A 14,632-nucleotide genomic window follows, 5' to 3' on the forward strand; every position below is an offset into this window, starting at 1 on the left:
TCTCCTCCTTTATACCGATACTTTATTCTTTAATAAAAATTTACTTAGTAAGATTGAAGTTAGCGTAATTAAAACGATTAAACCTAATTCAATGAAAAATACCTCAATCGGATAAAATGAGAATCCGCCATTATTTACAAATACTAGATCATTTAATAAAATTGGTGAGATTAAAACAAACACAATGGCAATCGCATATAAAATACCGAACACGATCCCTTTCCATCGGTAGCTTCTTTCTAATAAGATAGCAGTAAAAATAACGAAGACTGATGCCATTCCTGCTCCGTATGATAGTAGAAACTGTACAAAACTTCCTGGCAATACAATTCCATAAAATTGGTTATTTATTATTAAATCGACTGTATTGACTTTTGCAAGCAGTTCACTAGGCACTATACTTTGAAATACACTTATTTCAATCGGTAAAATAATCAATTGAAAAGCAAGTAAACTTAAGACCATGATCATAATTGTCGTTGCTTTCGCATAATAAATCGTCATTCTTGAAGTTGGTAACATGAATAAGCGATAAATAAATGTGTTTTTCCCAAAATAATCTCGATACCAAATGATAAAGATATAAAGCATCATCAATGCTACACAGATTGCTATTGGAGCAACGAATAATAAATGCCTTGTTACATGATTAAAACTTAATAAACCATTTGATTCAATGAATGCCTCTGTTGCTTTAATGGAGCTTGCATAATTTGCGTCTTTTGCTGTTGCCATATAGTTAGATTTCACTAAAAACAAACTTACAAACTGAGAAATAGCCGTTAAAATTAATAACCCAATATATAATTTACTGAATCGATTGATTTCAAAATTAACAAGTTTTATAAAACGATTCATGATTGGTACACCTCTCTCATAACGTCAATCACTGACTTACCTTCTTCTAATCGTAATTCTTCTGTATAAAATTCTTTTAATATTTCTCCATTGTCTAATAGAATAACTTTATCGATTAAATGTTCAATATCATTAATTTCATGAGTTGTTATAATTACCCCTCTGTCTTCTATTAGATGACTTGTAAATACTTTTGCGATTTGCTCCCTACTAAACATATCTATTCCTGAAAAAGGTTCATCCATCAAGACATAATCCACATCTAATCCAAGTCCAAATAGTAGATTTGCTTTTGCAGAGTTCCCTTTTGAAAGCTCACCTAATTTATCCTCTTTATTTAATTTAAAAAAGCCTAATAACTCTTCAGCACGATCTTTATTCCAATTCAGATAAAAATCTTCCATAAAATGTATCGCTTCACCTACTGTAAAGTTTGGAAGCATCGTTAATGTATCAGGAATAAATGTAATATTTTCATACATCGAATGATGGATTTGCTTTTCATCAATCAATACTTCACCTTGATCAATTGGAGTAATACCCATAATTGCTTTCATTGTTGTTGATTTCCCCACACCATTAATCCCGATTAGACATGTGATTTCTCCTTTATTTGCTGTAAAAGAGACGTTGCGAAGAACATTTTTACGACCATATTTTTTTGACACATTTTTCACTTCAATCATTTTTGTTCTCCTTTCGACTTCGATATTTTTTTCTCATAATTTTGCTTAACCATTTCTAGCAATTCATTAACTGGAACATTAATGACTTTAATTGAATCAACGAACTCATTAACTGCTTCCATTATTAATTCATTTCTTACGCCGTTTAATATATTGCTATCTGTCGTAACTTTACTTGGAAAATTTCGTTCAGTTGTAATCAATCCTTGTTCCTCCATTTCCTTGTACGCTTTTTGCACAGTATTTGGATTTATATTAAATTGAACTGCCAGTTCTCTTCTTGATGGTATTTCCTGTCCTGCCTCTAATAGTCCTTTTGCAATTTTTTGCTTAAAGTTCCTAACGACCTGTAGATAAACCGGCTCGCGATTATTCACATTAAACTCCATCAGTCCACCTCCTACTTAGATGATAATCTTTCGATATCACACGTGTGTGTACTACTTAGTTCATACACCTTATACGTGTACTATACATGTAATACACTAAACTTGTCAAACGCAAAAATAAAAAAAGACATTCATTATTTTCGTTCATAAATAATGAATGTCTCTTTAATTAGCGATACTTTCTTGATTTCAACATATAAAAAACGAGCGTAATGAAAATACAAATAACAAAGAAAATCATCACATAATTATCTAACTGGTTCACTGTATTCAATGCATTTTGTACAACTGACCAAAGTAAATATGAAATCAAAATGATTACCTCAAACTTTAAAAAAGACATCATTTTCAATGCCAATTTATATTGTCTTTCCGCATTTTGCTCTGTAATTTTTACAATATAATTAAACTTATGTGGAATTGATTGTGTTTTAGAATACAAGAAATAGATTAGCAATCCAACTCCCCAAAGTATAAAAATGAACCACTTTGGACCCCAATTGTCTACATCCCCCATAAAGTTAAAATGTATTGGAATTCGGTTTGGCAATTTATGATAAATGAACACTATATAAATAGCTGACAATCCAATCAATAGTAAGGAAAGACGATTTATCAATTTTTGAAACGAATTTTCTTGTATTTTTATTATCGGTCTATTTTCCATATTAAGCCCCCACTTTCTATTTAATGCTAGCTTTACGATCTTTTCTTACAACGAATAAATAGAAAAAAATACTTGGCCAAGGAAATTGAATAATTCCTAATAGACCCCATAACCACGCTGAACGATTACGCTTTTTCGCTTTTGTAAACAGCGTAATACTTTGTATCATTAAAATAGTAAATACAACTATTAGTAGTGCAATATTCATGGCTGTCCATTCCATTTTATAGCCACTCCTTTTTCAACTTCTTTTTATCTCTACTAAAAATAAATGGCAACACGATAAACCCTATTACTTGGATAATAATAATACTTGCTGGCGTTTCAAAGGCAACTAAAATAGTACCTATGAACAGGCTACATGCAACACAAATGAATAGAATTAGTTCTCTAAAAAAGGCCGCTCTTTTTTGTTCTTCATGCATTTTAATTTTCTGTGTAAGCGAACTGATTGAGGGTTCTGGAACGTCTATTAAATCGTCTATCTGATTCAAAATTGAAACAAATTCATTCGTTTTCTTATTCATACTTCAGAAGCTCCTCTCTTATTTCTTTCATTCCATTATGAATTCTTGATTTGACGGTTCCTTCACGAATTCCCATCATATTTCCTATCTCTTCATTTGTGTAACCGTAATAATGCTTTAACAAAATTGCCGTACGCACTTCAGATTTTAATTTCTCGAATCCATCCATCACATCATTCCATTCAAAACCCTTGTAAGACAATTGCCATTGTAGAGAACGTGATAATTGTTCTTTCTCACTCTTTTGCCAAAACCATTCACGTTTCTTCTTTCTTTGTTGATCTAAATAAATTCTAGTCGCAATCGTAATTAGCCAAGTTGAGAACTTTGACTGACCGTTATATTTAGAAATATTATCAAACCCCTTCAACATCGTATCTTGAACAAGATCTTCTGCCGATTGTGGATTCAATGTCATTTTTAATACGAATTTATATAGAAAGGAATAGTGGGTTTGGAATAGTTTAGCGAATGCTTCTTGATTACCCTTTTGTGCAAGTTTGATAATCTCTTGCTCATTTAGTGAATCCATTTCTTCCTCCCCACATTTTTTTTCGTTTAAGTTTCATATCTTATACGAATAACTTCCACAAATCGTTCATTTTTCTTTTTAATTTTTTTATAAAAAATTCCCTAACGAATATAAAAAGGGAAACTAATTTACTATTATACTCTTACAACTACTTTTATTTTTATCTTTAACACTTCCTGCTATGTCCTCGTAATCAAAAGTATAGTTTTAATTTTTAGCCACTTTTTATTTAGCTTTCGCTTCATTTACATTAATCCTGTTCGGTGAATTTATCCTTTTCGCATTTAAGTTTATCAGTAGGAATTACATCAATAATTTCATCATGGCACAAATAAAAAAGAAGGATAAAAAAATTTATCCTTCTTTCTTTTATTTATCTCGGACGCTCTATTGTAAAAATCTCGCCAACCTTCGCGTAATTATCTCCTGCAAGCCTGCTTACAGCTCTTAATCCATTCGGATCAATTCGACCATTTGAATAAATTTCTTCATTCACATGATAATAAACAACCTTACCAATCAACAAATCACAACCTTCGTTATTGACACCTAGCGGAATAACTTGTTCGAGTTGGCATTCTAAACGAATTTTTGCTTCTTTTATGCCGGGAACTGAAACCTTCACACTTTCCGTAGGAGTTAATCCTGCTAGTTGAATTTCACTCTCGTCTGGTGGTAAAGCTGCCGCTGTTTTGTTTATTGCCTCAACATTAGATTCATCTACGATATGAACAACAAATTCATTCTTCTCAATTGCATTTCTTGCTGTATCTTTTTGTTTTCCATTTTGTCTTTGCACAGAAATGGAAATCATAGGCGGATTTGCAGTGACGATGTTGAAATAACTAAATGGTGCACCATTTAATACTCCTTCATTCGATTCAGTTGTTACAAAAGCGATTGGTCTAGGAATAATTCCACCAATTAGAAACTTATAATTATCGCGTTCACTTAATTCATTTGGAGAAAATGATTGCATTCTTCCACCTCTTAAAAGTTTTTTTCATACCAACTAGCTGCTGTTTCAATTTCAGTTCTTGTTAAGCTATGTCCATTATTTTCCCAATGAACTTCTACATCAGCACCTGCACCATTTAATAGTGACGCCAGCTCTTCAGTTTCTTGAGGTAAACAAATAGGATCATTTTTACCTGCACCAATAAAGATAGCTACATCCTTCATTTTAGGCAAATCAAGGCTTCGAATTGGCACCATAGGATGTAATAGCATTGCACCCTTCAATACATTTTCATAATGGAAAAGTAAGCTTCCAGCAATATTAGCGCCATTAGAATAGCCGATAGCAATCACATTATTAGCATTAAATCCGTGTTCAACTGATGCCGTATCAATAAATTCTTTTAATTCTTTCGTTCGGAAAATTAAATCTTCCTCATCAAATACTCCTTCAGCTAATCTTTTAAAGAAACGGGGCATCCCATTTTCACTTACATTTCCTCTAACTGATAGTACTGATGCTTCATCATCAATCATACCAGCAATCGGTAATAAATCATGCTCATTCCCACCAGTACCATGCAGTAATAAGAATGTTGGTTTATTTTGGTCTTTCCCTTTAATAAATACGTGCTTCATCATTTATTCTCCTTTTACTTCTCTAATTTTTATAGGTTGTAGATGATTTTCAATTAATTCGCGATTCGGTTCTTGCCATTTAGGTAACATTAAGTGCTCCCCTAACTGTTCTTTTGGCTCGTCGATCATAAAACCTGGAGGATCTGTTGCGATCTCAAATAATAATCCGCCATTCTCACGGAAATAGATCGCATTAAAATAATTTCGATCCTTAACTTCAGTTACACTATAATGATTTTCATGCACTTTTTGCTGCCATTTTAAGTGTTCTTCATCGTTACTAGCTCGCCATGCAATATGGTGAACCGTTCCAACTCCCATTACACCTCTACCAACTGGAGCTAATTCAATATCGATAATGTTTCCAATATCACTACTCGCTTTAAATCTTAGGTAATTTCCGTCTTGACCTATGCTTTCCAGTTCCATGACGTTTTCTAAAAGTTCTGCTGTTTTATGTGGTGCGCCTGAATAAAGTACCGCTCCCCCAAACCCTTTAATCGCAACATCTTTTGTAACCCCATTAAATTCCCAAGTATTTTGTGGACCTTCTTCCCTCTCCACTAACTCTAGTTTCAACCCATGAATATCTTCAAATTGAAGGAAAGTTTCTCCAAATCTTGTGACCTTTATCGTCTCAATTTTAAATGAAGCTAACCTTTTTTCCCAAAATGATAATGAGTTAGATGGTATTAAAAATGTTGTGATTCCTACCTGCCCACTACCTACTCTACCTTTATACGCATTAGCCCAAGGGAAAAATGTCATTATTGTTCCAGGCTCTGCACCTTCATTTCCAAAGTAAAAATGATAAGTGCCCGGGTCATCAAAGTTAACCGTTTTTTTCACAAAACGAAGACCTAGAATACCAGCATAAAAGTCCATATTCTCCTGTGGATCACCTACAATGGCCGTAATATGATGTAAACCTTTCATTTTCTCCATAAACTAATCACCCATCCCATTATTTTTTTATTTATTTAATTTCCTTAATAAATTTAGTAATTGTAACTGCTCATCTTCAGATAATTTATTAAACTGATTTTGTTGAAATTGCTCTTGAGTAGGTACAATTTCCTCATACATCTTCTGACCTAATTCAGTTAAAGAGAGATATTTGTTTTTCCATTCTGTTTCTCTTTTGATCCAATTTAACTCTTCCATTTTCTTTAATAAATGAGTCACATTCCCTTTTGTAACGACCAATTTATCTGCTAACTCTTGTTGAGTAATTCTTTTATTTCGTCCTACATGAACAATGACATCAAACTGTGCAGTTGTCAGTCCCCAATTTTTTAATTGGCTATTTGATTCCCTTACATTTTTTAGATAAAAACGGGCTAAACGAAACCAAAGTAATACGGCTAGATTTTTTGATTTATGTGAAGATACATCATGTTCATTTTTTTTCATTTTTAGCACCTCAGCTGATTGAACTTGTTATCAGTTTAATATTAAACTGATAAAAAATCAAGTAGTAAACTTTCGATTAATTTTGCTAATCTTTTTAATTTAAAAAGTAAAACAACTTTGCACATTTTCTATTTTTAAACAAAAACTAGCATTTAATTCTTCTAAAAGTCATTAAACTATTTGTCACGATTATTAAAAATAGTAGGCCCTTTTCTAAATGGTAGTTGTTGTTTATGAAAACTGCTAAATCATAAAATAAATCTACTAGAAATAGTTAGTAGTTTAGTTCGCTTTTTGTTCATTTGCATATCGTACTATAGTAATATTACTTCTTACAAAAGGAGGGGATTACGTGGACAAAATGAAAAAACATAAAAGAGTTATCGGCCTAATTTATTTGATATTTCTATTACTATTAATAAACTATGTAGGAGAAGCAGATGCATTATTTATTGACCAAGAAAATTTACCAAATACTGTTGGCACAGCTTATGTTGATATTACAGCCACTCCTACATTAGGAGGAACAGACTTATTCAATATTAGCGATATGTTACCTGGTGATACGTATACTAGAAATGTTGAAATAGATAATGCTGGTAATACTGATTTAGAATTCGCTATTACAGTCACAAACATGGCTTCTCCATTATTTAATAGTCCTGATGGTCTCCACTTAATAATCAAAGATGAATCGACTACAGTTGTTTACAACGGTTTATTAAATAATGCGTCTACAATACTTCGTAGTTTCTTATCAACTGATTCTCCTAAAGTTTATACATTTATTCTTTCTCTTCCATTAACAGCTGACAATACCCTCTCAAATCAGAATAGTATTTTCACTTTCCACTTTAATGCTGAACAATTAATAAAAGGTCGGTCATTATAATGAAAAATGTTTATTTTAAGTATGTAAAACTAGTATTTCTTATTCTTTCACTTTTGATTATTCTTCCAATCCTAATCGGCTATAAGCCATATATTGTGTTAACAAATAGTATGAATCCAACCATTCCTAAATGGTCGATTGCCATCTCAAAAAAATCTAATCCTACACATATCAAAAAAGGTGATATTCTATTTTTTAAATATAAAAATGAGACGAGACCTGTAATGCACAGAGTGAATAGCGTGAAAGAAACAAAAAGTGGAATTTCCTATGAAATGAAAGGCGATGCAAATAAACATGTCGACTTTATTTTAGTCCAAAGTGAAAAAGTTTACGGTAAGTACATCTATCATATCCCTCTAATAGGTTATTTAGTTTATCTTATAAAACCATATATAGCCTTAGTGATTCTATTAATCGTAAGTTTGACTTTACTGCTTATTCTAAAAAAAAAGCAATAATACTCCTCACTGCGATCATTTTAGTAAATGCACCAATTGCAGATGCTCTCTTTATTAAACAAGTAAAAATAAACAACACTTTAACCACAGGAAATAGCAATTATTTTCAATATAATTTCTATAGTACTAATACATTAAGACCAAATGATGCTGCAAATACTGTTTCAAGTGGAACAAATCAATCAATTTCAATCAATTTTGGGGTCGTATATAAAGTTGCAAACTCCCTACTTGTTAAGAATGTGAACAATGTGATTGGGATAGAAAGTAAAACTAATCCGGATAACCTAAGACTTCGAATAATCGACGGGACCTCCCCATTGGGATTAGTTGGATTAAGCGATATACTTCTTTTACCTACAAATACGTATAGCTTTAATTATGGGACAACTCAGTCAATTAATATGTCAATCCAACTTGGTATCTTATTTACTTCATTTGGTCAGTTCACAGGATCTATCGAAGTAAAAAGCCTCACTACTGGTGTTGTAATAAAGATTATACCGATTACCATCTTTGTAACTCTCCTTTAGATCAACTTCATTAAAAGTGAAAATTTAAGTTTAAGGAGGTTCATTAGTATTATTAATCATTTAAGAAAAATATTAGTTTCAAAATACAACTTAGAATTTGAGACATTATATTTCTTTAAATGGCTATTATATTTAGTAATTGCAGAGTTATTCTTTTCGTTTTCAAAACTTTCTGGAATAGGAAATTACGTTTTCCTACCCATCATTTTTATTATTCCACTATTAAGTTTATTGAATGATAAATATACAAATTCCTTCAAGCTACTAGCTCAATTTTGGTATTATGTTTTTGGAATTTCTCTCATATTAATTTTGCTCTTTTTATTTACCCCTGGCTTTGTCATATTTGTCCTGTTACTAACTCATATTTTAATTACAATCATCTCAATGATTAGATACTACTTTGCAATCATTAGAAATGTAGAAAATCGAATTTTATATTTCATCGTCTATATGGTCCTGATTGTCATTACATTCTATTCTTCATACGGAATGATTTGGACAATACATTCTTCATTTCTTCAAGGTTTAGCTAAAGGTTATATCCTTTTGTTGATTGCACATATTTGTATTATTATTTTAATCCTATGGTTTGATGTAATTGGTTCTGTACTTCGAAATATTAAAACGACAAAAGAATGGCAAAAATTCTTATATATCATCGTTACATTATTATCATCTGATATTTTCTACGGGCTACTCTATTTATTATTTAATCCTTCTGCCATCTCAAATTTCAACTCAATCAACCTTGATCGAATATCTGATATCATCTTCTTATATATTTCCTTCCACTTTTCGCTCCCACTAAATAATAGATTTACTACACTACTTTTAGACTATAATCATTTCTCTTTCTGGCCCTTATTACAAATACTCCATGCAGTAACGAATAAAGTCATCGAACTGACGTTTATAAGTTATATCATAGGTAAAATTAATTTTGATCGCTTCAATCGTTAATATGGTCAAATAAAAAAAGCAAAAAGAGATTTCTTTTTGCTTTTTTTCCGCTGAACTCATAAGCTTTGTATTTTTTAATATGGTCGGCTACAATTTTTCGCCTTAAAAACCTTGAATGAAATTAGAAATAAAATCCAAAATAAGATTGAACAACAATGAATCTCAAAAAGGAGAGAAAAAAATGAAAAAACTGCTACTTAAAATGACGATATTATTTTTGAGTTTTGCCTTAGTTTTATCTCCAATAACATCAAAAGCAGAAACAGATACTCGTGTACACTCAACAAAATGTATGAGTAAATCATCTGTTCAACTAAAAAATGATATGAGAAAACTATTGATGGATCACACTATCTGGACAAGTAAGTATATTACTAGTGCGACTGCAGGGTTGGCAGATAAGGATAAAGTTCTTGCTAGATTACTTCAAAATCAAAAGGATATTGGCAATGCGATAAAACCTTATTATGGTGCAGCAGCAGGAGATCAACTTGCTAAACTTTTAACTGATCATATCGTGATTGCAGGAAAGTTAATCGAAGCAGCAAAAGTAAATGATCAAGCAAACTTAAAAAAATTAAATGACGATTGGTTTAAAAACGCCGATGATATTGCCAACTTCTTAAGCAAAGCAAATCCACACTGGAACAATAAGGCATTAAAAGATTTGCTACATATGCATCTACAGATGGTGACAAATGAGGTAGTAACTAGAATAAAGATGGATTGGGATGGAAATATAAAAGCATTTGATGATGGACTGAACCATGTTATCCGTTTAGCTGATGCTTTATCAGCTGGAATCATCAAACAATTCCCAAATAAATTTAAAAACTAATTAAAATAGCAACTATAACAAACGTTTGTTTTTATCATTTTATACAGAAAAAAGATGAATTCCTATTTAATCTGAATTCATCTTTTTTCATTATGTTACATGATTTAATTTCTCGATTACTCTTCTCTTTTTGTAAAGCATTCTTCCTACTCCACCAACATCTTCAATAGCTTGCTTATTTACATATGCACCAAATATTAATCCTGCAATCGGAACCATTTGAAATAATTTTTTCCACCCCATATTATCTCGATAAGTATAAAATACTTCTCTCCATCCTTCGATTTGAGAAAAAGCTTTTTTGCCTTCAATATTTGTTAATTCTTCTAATATGGCTTTTTTTCCAACAATGTCAGATGAAGTAAATTGTAAGCATTTAATAATAAATACTCGTTCTTCCTGATCATTTGGATCATATCCATGTGATATCGCAATTTCTTGAAGTGTTTTTAAAGTCAGTCCTAATAAGATTGGAACATCAATCGCAAGTGTAAATATACCTCCAAAGCCAGTAGTCGCTCCTTGAACTTTTGCGAATTGCTTACGACTAGCAATAAAATAATTTGAAATATGGTCCATTTGTTCAATTGTTAACTCACTAACTTTTTCAATATCAGTTATTTCTTGAATGCCTAATTCTTTATTTATTTTGGAAAGAGTTGAAGGTACACTTACTAAGTACTGTCCACCAACATTTACATACTTTGAAAGCTCATCCAGAACAAGTCCAATTTTTTCATGGATAAACTTCGGTGTGATTTTATCCAATATCATAAATGGAATTCGGCCTATTTTCTCCCAAAAGAATACGTTCTTTTGATCTTTTTCCCACTTCTCAATTACCTTAAGCTGGTTCATCAGATACTCTTTATTTTCCATACGATCTCCTATCCATGAATCACTCAATTTACATTGTAATTATCTAACACTATATAGCTTTTCATATGTAAAAGTAAAATATATAAAGTCATAAAAGGTATAAAAAAGCATTACTTCAAATCAAGTAATGCTTCCAGTTTGTAGTCACCCAAAAATATAAGGTTCAGACTGATTAATGTAATGCATCTATTTACTCTAATGATTTCACATGTTATTACAAAAGTTTCAATTTATCTGGATTTCGTACCATATAGATTCTTCGGTAGCTATTCCCTTCTATTTCAAAACAAACGAGAGTTGGCTCTTGATCAGCGCTAGATACAATTAAACCAATCTGATTATTTACAATGACACATTCAATATTTGTAGGAGCCTTTACTTTCTTACTTATACCCACCAAGAAAGCAACAACATTTTCCCTTTGACTGATTGGACGAAGGGCTGCCTTTGTTTTACCTCCACCGTCGGTAACTAATACAATATCTTCAGTTAATAATGAAATTAGTATATCTAAATTACCAGTTTCCGAGGCTTCTATAAATCGTTTTGCAATTAATAGTTCTTTATTAAGATTTCGTTTAGGAATAAGCTCTTTTTGTTGAACCTTTCTTTGAAGCCTACTGAAGATTTTACGGCAATTTAATTCAGTTTTATTTAATACTTCAGCAATCGTACGAAAATCAAATTCAAATGCCTCTCGTAAAACGAATACAGCCCTCTCGATTGGAGTTAACTGTTCCAGCAGAACTAAAAAAGCATATGAGATCGTTTCGTCTAAAATCATCTTTTCGATCGGATCTTCGCTTAGATTTCCAATGTATCCTTGAATGAAAGGTTCAGGAAGCCACGGTCCTACATATACTTCTCTTTTATGTTTTGATGATTTTAAAAGATCAAGACAACGATTCGTCATAATTTTACAGAGAAATGCTTTTATATTATTTGGTTCTTCCTTTTTAGAATGACTTAATTTTTGAACAGTTAGAAACGTTTCATGTACTAAATCCTCTGAATCTTCTACAGATCCTAACATACTATAACCTATCGAAAATAGAAGTGGTTTATATTGAGAATATAAAACATCAACTTCCACAAAATGACTTCCCCTCTATTTTAAATATATTGAAGCGCAAACTTCTGATTTATATAATTCGTTGCATTTTTTGCACTTATTAGTGACGCGTTCAGTAGAATTTCTGTATTACCTACCCAATCTCCTGCAACATAAATGCCATCAATCCCTACTTCTTCATAATTTGGTTTCAGATCCTGATTATTAAGCGGCCTTTTAATCGCATTGGAGACTGTTAACTTAGGGAGAAAACGACGTGACACTACAAAATTTCTCCAACCTGGTTGAATATAATCTAGAAACCCTTCTAATTCAAGCTCATCCTCCAAAGGTTCAGTCTCATTGACTGAATCTAAATATTTCATTACATGAACTACAATTTCCCCTGGTTTATCTGAAAGCTTTGCGACAGTTGAGTGATTTGAGAAATACCATGGATTTTCGATACCTAAGGCAAAATTTATTTTTGGATTTGGAAGTCCATTCATGACCAAATCAAGACAGGCAGCACGGACAGGAATAAATTCTGAACATTTTTTGATAAATGATTCTGAACATTGATTTTCGACAATTTTTACTAAATTTTGAGGATTGATTGTTGAAAGTAAACAATTAGTTGAAAAACAGTTTCCGTCTTTAGTCGTTATTTCTATATTTGGATATGAACCTTTAATATTTGATATGATCAAATTTTTCTGTATAGTTACACCATGTTTGATTGCATTGGTAACTAGATCATCAACTATTGATTGCCAGCCATTATTTACATACAATACTTTCGAACTTCTTAATTGGCTGATTGCGACACGAGCACTCACTAATTCAGGATTATTTGTAAAAGTAGACACCCTAACAAGAGCAAGTATGAGTTCTATTACTTTTTTATTAAATATTGTCTCATTTAAAAATTTCTCTAATGACACTTCATTTAACTGTTCTAAACTCATTTTCTGAATGTGGCGATAAAACCGAAGAAATTCCATTTTCTCTTTCCACTTCAAGTGATTACCTAGAAATAAATTGAACACTTCAATGGCTTTCAATTCTTCCATTTTATTCCCAAAAACAAATGAACCACTTAATTTCGGCGTTTTACCAGAAATGTTGACACCAACTTCATTTAAGATTTCAAGCGTATTTGTATATAAGGCATGCGCACCAAGATTTAATTGTGCACCCCCAACATTATTTGATATTCCTCTACCACCTAATTTTGAGCCTTTTTCTACTAATAATACTGTCTTTCCTTCCTTTGCTAAATAGATTGATGCCGTTAAACCTGCTATCCCTCCACCTAATATAACAACATCCCATTTATCATCATTACTTAATTGATTTTGATTCATATCTCTTCACCCTTTCCTCTATTTCATTAATTAAGACGAATAAGTGATGGAAATTGTGACATATTGAAGAAAATAAATAACTTTTTATTGAGGAATTAGTTTCCATTACAGGAAACCATAGTTGTTTTGTATAGATTACATTAATAAAAATTCCTCGAAAAAATTACTTTGACAGATAGAGTAATTATTGTTAACATTACTCTATCAGATAGAATAATATGTTTTAGAAGGTGGATTATGGTTAGAAGTGACATCATACGCGGACATTTAGATTCAATTATATTAAAATTAATTTTTGAGAAAGATCGTTATGGTTATGAAATTTCACAAGAAATAGGATTACGTACAGACAATCGATTTCAGATTAAAGAAGCTACTTTATATGCAGTATTTCAGCGTTTGGAAAAGAAAGAACTTGTTGAAGCTTATTTTGGAGATATCACCCATGGTGGAAAACGAAAGTATTACAAAATTACATCATTAGGTAAGGCATATTTAAACGAAATGGCGAAAGAGTGGCAGGAAGTTAAAGAAATTATCGATTTATTTATGGAGGACTTATGATGAGAAAAATTAAAAATCACATTGAAGAATTATTTAAAGAAATTCCAAAAAGTAAAGAAACTGAGTTAGTAAAACAAGAGATCATTCAAAATTTAGAAGAAAAAGTAATGTATCTAATGGAGAATGGTAAAGAAGAAGAGGATGCAATTAATAAGGCTATTGTTGAATTTGGTGATATTGAAGAGTTAAAAAAAGAACTTGGAGTTAAGCAACCCGAGATAGACAATCGAAGAATTAAATTAGCAAAATTAAATTTAAAATTTGCTCTTTGTGGTAGTGCTTTAATAATTGCATTTTTTATCTTTATTAATTTCTACTATACACCTAAAACAATTTGGTTCGTTTATCCGACATTCGGATTATTATGGTGGCCTTTATCAATGTACTTTTATGTACAACGTAAAAAGTGAGGGATG

At 31.4% G+C, this 14,632-nt stretch carries 21 protein-coding genes; 7 read left to right on the forward strand and 14 right to left on the reverse strand.

What is annotated here, in order from left to right:
• Positions 1-9: 9 nt before the first annotated feature.
• The 11 genes from B7R65_RS03965 to B7R65_RS04015 form a co-directional block, all read right to left on the reverse strand.
• Complete coding sequence (locus B7R65_RS03965) at positions 10-858, reverse strand: hypothetical protein (RefSeq protein WP_088041452.1); 849 nt, start codon at positions 856-858, stop codon at positions 10-12.
• Positions 855-1,544: an ABC transporter ATP-binding protein gene (locus tag B7R65_RS03970; protein WP_088041453.1), complete on the reverse strand. Its 690-nt coding sequence runs from the start codon at positions 1,542-1,544 to the stop codon at positions 855-857. The genes B7R65_RS03965 and B7R65_RS03970 overlap by 4 nt, the downstream gene beginning before the upstream one ends.
• A complete protein-coding gene (locus tag B7R65_RS03975; RefSeq protein ID WP_088041454.1) occupies positions 1,541-1,933 on the reverse strand; it encodes a GntR family transcriptional regulator in 393 nt (130 codons plus the stop codon). The genes B7R65_RS03970 and B7R65_RS03975 overlap by 4 nt, the downstream gene beginning before the upstream one ends.
• A 169-nt stretch (positions 1,934-2,102) precedes the next feature.
• The gene (locus B7R65_RS03980) at positions 2,103-2,600 is read right to left on the reverse strand and encodes a DUF1648 domain-containing protein (protein ID WP_088041455.1); all 498 of its coding nucleotides are present in this window, start codon (positions 2,598-2,600) and stop codon (positions 2,103-2,105) included.
• A gap of 16 nt (positions 2,601-2,616) precedes the next feature.
• Positions 2,617-2,823: a transcriptional regulator gene (locus tag B7R65_RS03985; RefSeq protein WP_088041456.1), complete on the reverse strand. Its 207-nt coding sequence runs from the start codon at positions 2,821-2,823 to the stop codon at positions 2,617-2,619.
• Position 2,824: 1 nt separating this feature from the next.
• Positions 2,825-3,127, reverse strand: coding sequence for a DUF5345 family protein (locus B7R65_RS03990; RefSeq protein WP_088041457.1), 303 nt, complete (start codon positions 3,125-3,127; stop codon positions 2,825-2,827).
• Positions 3,120-3,659 carry an RNA polymerase sigma factor SigY gene (gene sigY, locus B7R65_RS03995; protein ID WP_088041458.1) on the reverse strand — a complete coding sequence of 180 codons (540 nt, stop codon included), beginning with the start codon at positions 3,657-3,659 and terminating at the stop codon, positions 3,120-3,122. The genes B7R65_RS03990 and sigY overlap by 8 nt, the downstream gene beginning before the upstream one ends.
• A gap of 373 nt (positions 3,660-4,032) precedes the next feature.
• Positions 4,033-4,638: a flavin reductase family protein gene (locus B7R65_RS04000; RefSeq protein WP_088041459.1), complete on the reverse strand. Its 606-nt coding sequence runs from the start codon at positions 4,636-4,638 to the stop codon at positions 4,033-4,035.
• Positions 4,639-4,649: 11 nt separating this feature from the next.
• Positions 4,650-5,255 carry an alpha/beta hydrolase gene (locus B7R65_RS04005; protein ID WP_088041884.1) on the reverse strand — a complete coding sequence of 202 codons (606 nt, stop codon included), beginning with the start codon at positions 5,253-5,255 and terminating at the stop codon, positions 4,650-4,652.
• A gap of 3 nt (positions 5,256-5,258) precedes the next feature.
• Complete coding sequence (locus B7R65_RS04010) at positions 5,259-6,200, reverse strand: ring-cleaving dioxygenase (protein ID WP_088041460.1); 942 nt, start codon at positions 6,198-6,200, stop codon at positions 5,259-5,261.
• A 27-nt stretch (positions 6,201-6,227) separates the two neighbouring features.
• A complete protein-coding gene (locus B7R65_RS04015; protein ID WP_088041461.1) occupies positions 6,228-6,668 on the reverse strand; it encodes a MarR family winged helix-turn-helix transcriptional regulator in 441 nt (146 codons plus the stop codon).
• A 361-nt stretch (positions 6,669-7,029) separates the two neighbouring features.
• On the opposite strand from B7R65_RS04015, the gene B7R65_RS04020 reads away from it, so the two are divergent.
• From B7R65_RS04020 to B7R65_RS04030, 5 genes are all read left to right on the forward strand, one after another.
• Complete coding sequence (locus B7R65_RS04020) at positions 7,030-7,560, forward strand: CalY family protein (protein ID WP_256941183.1); 531 nt, start codon at positions 7,030-7,032, stop codon at positions 7,558-7,560.
• The gene (locus B7R65_RS04025) at positions 7,560-8,021 is read left to right on the forward strand and encodes a signal peptidase I (RefSeq protein ID WP_088041463.1); all 462 of its coding nucleotides are present in this window, start codon (positions 7,560-7,562) and stop codon (positions 8,019-8,021) included. Before B7R65_RS04020 ends, B7R65_RS04025 begins: the two co-directional genes overlap by 1 nt.
• Positions 8,022-8,263: 242 nt before the next feature.
• Positions 8,264-8,554, forward strand: coding sequence for a hypothetical protein (locus tag B7R65_RS21025; protein ID WP_218780390.1), 291 nt, complete (start codon positions 8,264-8,266; stop codon positions 8,552-8,554).
• Between the two features lie 387 nt (positions 8,555-8,941).
• Positions 8,942-9,517: a hypothetical protein gene (locus B7R65_RS21030; RefSeq protein ID WP_142288197.1), complete on the forward strand. Its 576-nt coding sequence runs from the start codon at positions 8,942-8,944 to the stop codon at positions 9,515-9,517.
• 181 nt (positions 9,518-9,698) lie between these two features.
• Positions 9,699-10,355, forward strand: a complete 657-nt coding sequence (locus B7R65_RS04030; RefSeq protein WP_088041464.1) for a glycosyltransferase — start codon at positions 9,699-9,701, stop codon at positions 10,353-10,355.
• Positions 10,356-10,445: 90 nt separating this feature from the next.
• Here the strand turns inward: B7R65_RS04030 and B7R65_RS04035 are convergent, their stop codons facing one another.
• The 3 genes from B7R65_RS04035 to B7R65_RS04045 all read right to left on the reverse strand — a co-directional run bounded on the left by B7R65_RS04035 (position 10,446) and on the right by B7R65_RS04045 (position 13,652).
• Positions 10,446-11,234, reverse strand: coding sequence for an EcsC family protein (locus tag B7R65_RS04035; RefSeq protein ID WP_088041465.1), 789 nt, complete (start codon positions 11,232-11,234; stop codon positions 10,446-10,448).
• A 214-nt stretch (positions 11,235-11,448) separates the two neighbouring features.
• Entirely contained in the window at positions 11,449-12,327 is an 879-nt protein-coding gene (sigJ, locus tag B7R65_RS04040) for an RNA polymerase sigma factor SigJ (RefSeq protein ID WP_088041466.1), read from the reverse strand.
• 20 nt (positions 12,328-12,347) lie between these two features.
• Complete coding sequence (locus B7R65_RS04045; protein WP_088041467.1) at positions 12,348-13,652, reverse strand: NAD(P)/FAD-dependent oxidoreductase; 1,305 nt, start codon at positions 13,650-13,652, stop codon at positions 12,348-12,350.
• A gap of 237 nt (positions 13,653-13,889) precedes the next feature.
• On the opposite strand from B7R65_RS04045, the gene B7R65_RS04050 reads away from it, so the two are divergent.
• Positions 13,890-14,216, forward strand: a complete 327-nt coding sequence (locus B7R65_RS04050) for a PadR family transcriptional regulator (RefSeq protein ID WP_088041468.1) — start codon at positions 13,890-13,892, stop codon at positions 14,214-14,216.
• Complete coding sequence (locus B7R65_RS04055; protein WP_088041469.1) at positions 14,216-14,626, forward strand: permease prefix domain 1-containing protein; 411 nt, start codon at positions 14,216-14,218, stop codon at positions 14,624-14,626. Before B7R65_RS04050 ends, B7R65_RS04055 begins: the two co-directional genes overlap by 1 nt.
• Positions 14,627-14,632 lie beyond the last annotated feature (6 nt).

The organism is Bacillus sp. EAC (genome assembly GCF_002156875.1).
Lineage (GTDB): Bacteria > Bacillota > Bacilli > Bacillales > Bacillaceae_G > Gottfriedia.